This is a genomic window from Streptomyces niveiscabiei (assembly GCF_001419795.1).
GTDB lineage: Bacteria > Actinomycetota > Actinomycetes > Streptomycetales > Streptomycetaceae > Streptomyces > Streptomyces niveiscabiei.
The window spans coordinates 1-5,769 of record NZ_LIRL01000090.1 but is presented as its reverse complement, the minus strand read 5'-3'; the positions used below and the strand labels follow the sequence as shown (position 1 = coordinate 5,769).

The window sequence follows — 5,769 nt, the reverse complement described above, 5'->3', positions numbered from 1 at the left end:
CTGTGCGGGGGTGCTGTGCGAGGGGCTCAGCGGCAGGGGCCGTGTGGGAGGACAGCGCAGCCCCTGCGGGGAGGCGGAGCGACAGCAGTGTGGGGCGGCGAGGGGAAGGCGGGAGCTGCGGTAGCCCCTCGCTGCCGGCGCTCCGCCGTCGGCCCCCTCCCTCGCGCGGTCTCTCCGTGCCGCTCTTTCCGGTGCGCGGGGGCTTTGGTCAGCCCGTGCGGAGGGTGCGGAAGTGGTGGGGGTCCGCCGGGTCCCTGTCGGTGATCTGGAGAGGTGGGTCCGGCCACTGCCAGATGCCTGTGGCCGGTGCGTGGGAGAAGCGGATGCGGCCTCGGGTGCCGTCGATCGTGATGTGCGGCCAGGAGGCGGTGAGGTGCGGGGCGTCGGGGCCGTGGGTGCGCAGGAGGGCGGCGAGGACGGTGATCGTGTCGTAGCCCTCGTGGGCGACGAAGGAGGGCGGGACGCCGAGTCGTTCACGGAGCGTCGTGTCGACTCGGGTGCCGAGAGGGGTGAGCCGGTCGGGAAGGTAGCGGAGGAAAGGAATCCCGGTGCCGTCGGTGCCGAGAGCGCGCGTCCACTCGGGGAACTCCGGCTGTCCGGCGGGGGCGCCGATCAGGAGGCCGGTGAGGCGGGGGTCGCGGCGTACGGAACGGACGATCGGGACGGCCGGTTCGGGGTGGCCGGTCAGGAGGAGCAGGGCGGTGGCGCCGTCCGCGGCGAGGCGGTCCAGGAGGTCCGGGTCCGGGGCGAGTTCGAGGACGGTGGCGCCGTGCGGGGCGAGGTGGTCGCGCAGGATGCGCAGGCCCGACGCCCAGTAGACGCTGGGCTGGGTCACGGCGGCGATCCGGCGGTGGCCGGTGGCGAGGAGGTGGTCCGCGTAGAGGCGCCAGCCCCGGGACTGGGGTGGGGAGAGGCGGGCGACCTGGTCCGTCGGGCCGTCGGTGAGGGTGTCGAGGACCGCCGACGAGCAGAGGTAGGGCAGGCCGAGACCGGCGGCCCGGGTGGCGGCGGCCCGGGCGACGACGCTGTGGTACTCACCGGCGAGGGCGGCGACGCCCAGGGCGAAGAGTTCGTCGACGGCCGCCGTCGCCCGGTCGGGGTCGGCGGCGGTGTCCCGGACCACGAGTTCCAGGGGGCGCCCGGAGATCCCGCCAGCGCCGTTGACGTCGTGGACGGCCAGTTCGAGCCCGGCGAGGAGATGGTGACCGGCTTCGGTCCAGCCGGGTCGGGTGAGGGGCGCGAGGGCGCCGATACGGATGGCTCCGGGTTTCGTGTTCATGCGCCGGCCCACTCCAGGCGGCACCGGGCCGGCTCCACCGGCACCCGCCACATCACCTCGTACCGCCCCGGCGGACACGCCTCACTGATCATGACCGTCATTGCATCCGCCCTCGTCGCCCCCGGGCAAGCGAATTCCGGGGTCCGGCCGGTACGTACGATGATCGGCGGACGATCCCGGTACACACGGTCCGAAAGGCGGAGGGCGATGGAGAACGCTGACGTCAGGGTGCTCGACGACCCGGTGGGGGAATCGCTGCGCGGACGGCACGCGCACCTCGCGCGCCGGGTCGGCGGAGCGGCCACGTACCTCGCGGACGTGGCGACGTTCTCGGCGGTGCCCCTCGCGCCGGACCCATCGGACTGGGCCGATCTCGCGGAACTCCTCGGACCGGACGGCTTCGCGGACATGTTCAGCTCGCCGGCCGAGCCGCCGTCCGGGTGGGCGCCGGTGTTCGTCCTCGAAGGCCGCCAGTTGGTGTGGGCCGGGGCGAGGCGCCCCGAACAGGCGCCCGGAATCGTGGAGTTGGGCCCGGACGACATACCCGAGATGCTCGACCTAGTCGAGCGAACCCGCCCGGGACCATTCTGGAAACGCACAGTCGAACTCGGCACCTACCTCGGCATCCGGGCCGACGGCAAGCTGATCGCAATGGCAGGCGAACGCCTCCACCCCCCGGGCTGGACCGAAATCAGCGCAGTCTGCACAGACCCCGCCTCCCGCGGCCAGGGCCACGCCGCACGCCTCGTCGACGCCCTGTCCACCCGCATCCTCGCCCGCGGCGAACTCCCGTTCCTCCACGTAGCCGAAACGAACACCGCAGCCCGCACCCTGTACGAACGCCTGGGTTTCACCACCCGCAAGCAGGTGACGTTCCAGGGCTTCCGCACACCCTGACCCCCGAGGCGGCCCGAATAGCAGCAGCCCGGCCTCCGTGCACGGCGTCGCCCACCGGCTCCCGGCGCGGAACTACACAGACGCCGTCTTCTTCCGTGCCCGGTACGCCGCTGCCTTGATCTTGTTGCCGCAGGACTCCATCCCGCACCACTGCCGCCGGGTCCCCCGCGAGCGGTCGATGTAGGTGCGGGTGCACTCGGGGTTTCCGCACTCCTTGAGGAGGGGTACGTCGGGGCCGCTGAGGAGTTCGACGGCCCGTCGCGCGACCGACGAGAGTGCCTCTTCGGGCGTGGCCTGTGTCCAGCGGCCGGAGGGGGTCAGCTGGGGTACGGCCGACGGTTTGCGGGCCGCGTTGTTGACGACTGTCAGGGCCGCGCCGTCGTACGTCTCGCCGAGCCGGCGTGTGGTCACCAGCCGGTAGATCGCCTCCCGGACGGCCTTGGCGTCCTCGACGTCGCTGTCCTGGGCCGGGGAGACCGCGTCGACGATGCCGGACTCGACGTACCAGGCGGTCAGGCGGTCGGGGTTCACGAACATCTCGAAGCGGGCGGAGCGGCGGGCCCGGAGGGTGGCGGCGAAGTCGAGCGCCGGGTCGCCGCAGACGAAGACGTGGTCGAGGTTCACATCACCATTCTGTAGGGTGACGGTCACCGAGGCAAGGCTCAGAGCCCCAGGTCGAGCGCGAGGCAGGCGAGGGTGCGCCGGGTGACGTCCGCGTCGTAGTCGAAGCGTGCCGCGTCCTGCGGAGTCGCGGGCCTCTCCTCGACCAGTTCGTCGTACCGGACGCGCTCGGGCAGCTTGCCGAACCTGGCCCGGCGGATCGTGGCGGCGGTGTCTTCCATGGTCGTTGCTCCTTTGTGCGTCACTGGTTCGACTGGAGACGGTCGGCGTCGACGACGGCCTGCGCGAAGGCGGCGGGCGCCTCCTGGGGGACGTTGTGGCCGATGCCCGTCAGGGTGCGGTGCTCGTAGGGGCCGGTGAACCGGTCGCGGTACGTCGTGCCGCCGCCCGGCGCGGTGAACGGGTCGCGGTCGGGGTCGAGGGTGATGGTCGGGACGCCGATCGTGGGGCGCGCGGCGAGGCGCTTCTCCAGGGCGTCGTAGCGGCGTTCGCCGTCCGCGAGGCTCAGGCGCCAGCGGTAGTTGTGCAGGACGATCGCCGGGTAGTCGGGGTTGTCGAAGGCCGCGGCGGCGCGGTCGAAGGTGGCGTCGTCGAAGGACCAGGTCGGGGAGGCGGTCTCCCAGACCAGGCGGGCCAGGTCGCGGCGCAGGTCCCTGGTCTCCAGGGCGGCCTTGCCGCGCTCGGTGGCGAAGTAGTACTGGTACCACCAGGCGTGTTCGGCCGTCGCGGACAGCGGCTTGAGGTTGGCCTCGCGGTTGGTGACGAGGTAGCCGCTCACGGAGACGAGGGCCTTGCAGCGCTCGGGCCACAGCGCGGCGACGATGTCCGCGGTCCGCGATCCCCAGTCGAAGCCGGCGAGCACGGCCCGCTCGATCTTCAGCGCGTCCATCAGGGCGAGGACGTCGAGGGCGATCACGGACTGCTGGGCGTTGCGGACGGTCCGGTCGGACAGGAAGCGGGTCGTGCCGTGGCCGCGCAGGTACGGGACGATCACGCGGTAGCCCCGGGCCGCGAGCAGCGGGGCGGCGTCGGCGTAGCTGTGGATGTCGTAGGGCCAGCCGTGCAGGCAGATCACGACGGGGCCGTGCGCGGGGCCGAGTTCGGCGTAGCCGACGTCCAGGAGACCGGCGCGCACCTGCTTGACCTGCGAGAAGTCGGAGGATGCGGCCGACGCCGTACGGATGCCGCCGAGCGAGACGGCCGCGACGCCCGTGCCCATCGCCTTGGTGAAGGTGCGCCTGCCGATCATGTGGAGTTCCCTTTCGCGGGGTGCCGAGTGAGGCTGACATGCCTATCGTCACCGCTTTAACCGGTGACGTCAACCGGGCAGCGCGCATCCATCGAGCGATGTGACGCAAAAAGAGCGGCACGGCGAGAAATCGCCGTGCCGCCTCAGACCGGTGACGCGCAGGTCACTCCGTCGAGAAGTCCTCGATGCCGACGATGTCGGCCTCCCAGTCCAGGAGTTCCGCGAGGGTGTCATCGCCGGGCCGTGTCTTGCCGACCGGGCGCCCGTTCGCGTCGGTCGCGTTGTACGTGCCCCGCGACATGGCGCCGCTGGCGACGATGTTGTGCTCCACGCGCGGGCGGCGCAGCGCCTCGTACCGGTCGAGCGCCGTCTCGGTGTCCGGCAGGTCGCGCAGGCACTTCGCGAGGACGACGGCGTCCTCCAGCGCCATCGAGGCGCCCTGCCCGGTCGCGGGGGACGCCGCGTGGGCCGCGTCGCCGAGGACCAGGGTCCGGCCGGAGCGCCACGGCATGCCGACCGGGAGTTCCGTCGCGTTGGTGACCATGAGCTGGTCGGGGGTCGCGGCGACCAGACCGGCGGCCGGGGTGTCGTCCTCGCGCAGGAGCGGTACGAGCAGCTCGCGCCAGCCCTCCGGGGTTCCCTCCTCGATCCGCTCGGCGGTCAGCGGGTCGCCGCCGACCCGGGCGAACCAGTACGTCTCGCCGTCCGGCGAACACGCGAACCCGAACGCCGCCGCGCTGCCCCGGACCATGGTGAAGCAGTCGGTCTCGGCGGCGGGTCCGGCGTCGGTGGTGTAGCCGTAGAAGACGTACTGGCCCGCGTACGCCGGCTGGACGTCGGGCGCGACCGCCTGCCGGACCACCGAGTTGAGGCCGTCGGCGCCGAGGAGGAGATCGCCGGTGACCGCGGTGCCGTCGGCGAAGTGGGCGGTGACGGCGCCGGGTTGGTCCTCGACGTGCGTGAGGCGGGCGCCGTACCGGATCGGGATGCCGCGCCGTGCGACCTCCTTCTGGAGCGCCACCGCGAACTCCCCGCGCCGCAGGCAGCGGAAGGTCAGCGCCGGGTCCGCCGCCTCGCCCATCGGCGCGTGCGCCGCCTCGGCGCCCGTGCTCTCCAGCAGGCGGATCGACCTCAGCGGGAACCCGATCGCGGTGACGGCCTCCGTCGCGCCGATCTCCCGGAGCGCGCGCATCCCGTTGCTGGCGAGCGTGAGGAACGCCCCGATGTCCTCCGCCGCGTCCGGATGCGCCTCGAACACCTCGACGTCCAGCCCCGCCCTGTCCAGAGCCAACGCCGCCGCCGCGCCCGCAATCCCGCCACCGACGACCAGTACTCGCGCCACCGCTCCACCTTCCGCTCGGCCGAGGGGTGAAATGCCCCTGTTCACCGATGATTTCACGGGGCCTACGACACGTACCCCAACTCCCGCAGCGCCCCCCGCAGTCGGTCCGCCGCCTCGTCCAGTTTCGTCTCGTCCTTCTCGATCTCGGCCTTGGAGAAGTCGAAGTCGCCCATCTCCCAGACGGGTGCGACGTGGATGTGCAGGTGGGGGACCTCGAAGCCGGCGACGATCAGGGCGGCGCGGGGGGCGTCCCAGGCGTGCTGGGCGGCTCGGCCGATCTTCTGGGCCACGGACACGCAGTGCGCGAGGAGTTCGGCGTCCGCGTCGGTCCAGCGGTCGACCTCCTCGCGGGGGACGACGAGGGTGTGGCCGGGGGTGAGG

At 72.5% G+C, this 5,769-nt stretch carries 7 protein-coding genes; 1 reads left to right on the top strand and 6 read right to left on the bottom strand.

Annotation, left to right across the window (positions count from 1 at the left end; all coding sequences use genetic code 11):
• Positions 1–208: 208 nt before the first annotated feature.
• On the bottom strand, positions 209–1,279 hold the full coding sequence (locus AOK24_RS05575) for an ABC transporter substrate-binding protein (RefSeq protein ID WP_055718935.1): 1,071 nt from the start codon (positions 1,277–1,279) through the stop codon (positions 209–211).
• Positions 1,280–1,486: 207 nt separating this feature from the next.
• On the opposite strand from AOK24_RS05575, the gene AOK24_RS05570 reads away from it, so the two are divergent.
• On the top strand, positions 1,487–2,176 hold the full coding sequence (locus AOK24_RS05570; protein ID WP_055718934.1) for a GNAT family N-acetyltransferase: 690 nt from the start codon (positions 1,487–1,489) through the stop codon (positions 2,174–2,176).
• Between the two features lie 72 nt (positions 2,177–2,248).
• Here the strand turns inward: AOK24_RS05570 and AOK24_RS05565 are convergent, their stop codons facing one another.
• From AOK24_RS05565 to AOK24_RS05545, 5 genes are all read right to left on the bottom strand, one after another.
• Positions 2,249–2,800 carry a CGNR zinc finger domain-containing protein gene (locus AOK24_RS05565; protein WP_055718933.1) on the bottom strand — a complete coding sequence of 184 codons (552 nt, stop codon included), beginning with the start codon at positions 2,798–2,800 and terminating at the stop codon, positions 2,249–2,251.
• 38 nt (positions 2,801–2,838) lie between these two features.
• Positions 2,839–3,018, bottom strand: a complete 180-nt coding sequence (locus tag AOK24_RS05560; RefSeq protein ID WP_055718932.1) for a hypothetical protein — start codon at positions 3,016–3,018, stop codon at positions 2,839–2,841.
• A gap of 20 nt (positions 3,019–3,038) precedes the next feature.
• Positions 3,039–4,046 (bottom strand): alpha/beta fold hydrolase, encoded by a 1,008-nt coding sequence (locus AOK24_RS05555; RefSeq protein ID WP_055718931.1) that lies wholly within the window; start codon positions 4,044–4,046, stop codon positions 3,039–3,041.
• A 163-nt stretch (positions 4,047–4,209) separates the two neighbouring features.
• Complete coding sequence (locus AOK24_RS05550; RefSeq protein ID WP_107103899.1) at positions 4,210–5,421, bottom strand: FAD-dependent oxidoreductase; 1,212 nt, start codon at positions 5,419–5,421, stop codon at positions 4,210–4,212.
• Between the two features lie 29 nt (positions 5,422–5,450).
• On the bottom strand, positions 5,451–5,769 hold a 319-nt coding region (locus tag AOK24_RS05545), incomplete at its 5' end, for an HIT family protein (protein WP_055718929.1).